We start from the raw sequence: 1669 nt of genomic DNA on the forward strand, positions 1-1669 counted from the left end.
TTCGATTTGCGCGGCGTGGCCTGCGAGGTGAACGTGGCCCCCGGCGCCACGTTCACGGGCGACGCCGCGTGGTCGGCCGAGGCGCTCGGCAACGTGCTGAAGAACTGCCTCGAGCACACGCCCGCCGGCGGCACCGTGCGCGTGAGCGCGCGGGAGGACGCGGTGGCGCTGCGCCTGCATGTCACGGACACGGGCCCCGGCATCGCGGCCGAGGACCTGCCGCACCTGTTCGAGCGCTTCTACCGCGGGGAGGGGTCGGAAGGCTTCGGCATAGGGCTCCCGCTCGCCCGCTCGCTCACCATCGCCCAAGGCGGGACGCTGCGCGCCGGCAACGACCGCGCGACGGGCGGCGCGCGCTTCGACTTCGCGTTCCCCAAGATGGTGGTGTGACGCGCGGCCCCGCGAAGGCGAAGATGACGATTTCGTAATGCGGGGTTCACGGTGCCGCAAGCGCGCGATGGGACACTGTTCCGTAGAGAATCGAGAGAAAGGCGAGATATGGATATCCTCTCTGCGGAGCGGCTGACGAAGGTGTACGGGCAGGGGCCGACGGCGCTCAAGGCGCTCGACAGCGTGACGCTGTCCATCGGGCAGGGCGAGTTCGTGGCCATCGTGGGCTCGTCGGGCTCCGGCAAGTCGACGCTTCTGCACCTCATGGGCGGCGTGGACCGCCCCACATCGGGCACCGTGCGCCTGGCCGGCGCGGACGTGTACGCGCGCACCGACGAGGAGCTTGCGGTGCTGCGCCGGCGCGAGGTGGGGCTGGTCTACCAGTTCTACAACCTCATCCCCGTGCTCAACGTGGTGGAGAACATGACGCTGCCCGTGCTCATGGACGGCCGGCCGGTGAACGAGGAGCGCCTGGGCACGCTGCTCGACGGCCTGGGGCTGCGCGGCCACGAGGGATTCCTGCCCAACCAGCTCTCCGGCGGCCAGCAGCAGCGCGTGGCCATCGGGCGCGCCCTCATGAACGCGCCCGCCGTGGTGCTGGCCGACGAGCCCACCGGCAACCTCGACTCGCGGAACTCCCGCGAGATCATGGGCCTTCTGCGCGACTCGAACCGCCACTTCGACCAGACGCTCGTCGTGATCACGCACGACGAGGACATAGCCTGCGCGGCCGACCGCGTCATCGCCATCGAGGACGGGCGCGTCGCCTCGGACGAGAGGCGGCGCTAGCATGGGCATCTTCACGCGCTTCACGCTGCGGTCGCTCGCGAAAAACCGCGTGCGCACCGCCGTCACCGTGGTGGGCATAGCGCTCTCCACCGCGCTTCTGGCCGCCGTGCTCACGAGCGTGGGCAGCATGCAGGCGGCGCTTATGGAGCGCACCATGGCCACCGAGGGGTCGTGGCACGTGTTCTCCTCGGAGCTGTCCGCGACCGCCGTCGACGCGCTTGCGGACAGCGACCAGGTGAGCGACCTCATGACGTTCACGAAGGGCGGCACGGCGGCGCTCTCGGAGGAGGATGCGCGCAACCTGGGCGACTTCCTCACGCTGAAGAGCATGCCCACCGTGGCTAAGGGGTCGGACGAGCCGATGGGCGCGCCGTACGCGCTCATGCCCGAGCTCGTGGAGGGCGGCATGCCGCAGACCGCGGACGAGGTCATCCTGCCCGACTACCTCAAGGGCGAGACGCTCGGCGCCGACGGCAGCGGCGGCGTGCGC

Annotated in this window: 2 protein-coding genes and 1 pseudogene; all 3 read left to right on the forward strand. The window is 70.5% G+C overall.

From position 1 onward, the window contains the following. A partial coding sequence (locus GPA_RS02160) for a sensor histidine kinase (protein ID WP_041238815.1) occupies positions 1–390 on the forward strand: 390 nt, incomplete at its 5' end. A gap of 108 nt (positions 391–498) precedes the next feature. Further along, a complete protein-coding gene (locus GPA_RS02165; RefSeq protein ID WP_015538809.1) occupies positions 499–1179 on the forward strand; it encodes an ABC transporter ATP-binding protein in 681 nt (226 codons plus the stop codon). 1 nt (position 1180) lies between these two features. After that, positions 1181–1669, forward strand: a pseudogene (locus GPA_RS18705) (ABC transporter permease); the annotation flags it as partial.

Origin of the sequence: Gordonibacter pamelaeae 7-10-1-b (assembly GCF_000210055.1) — a bacterium.
Classification (GTDB): Bacteria; Actinomycetota; Coriobacteriia; order Coriobacteriales; family Eggerthellaceae; genus Gordonibacter; species Gordonibacter pamelaeae.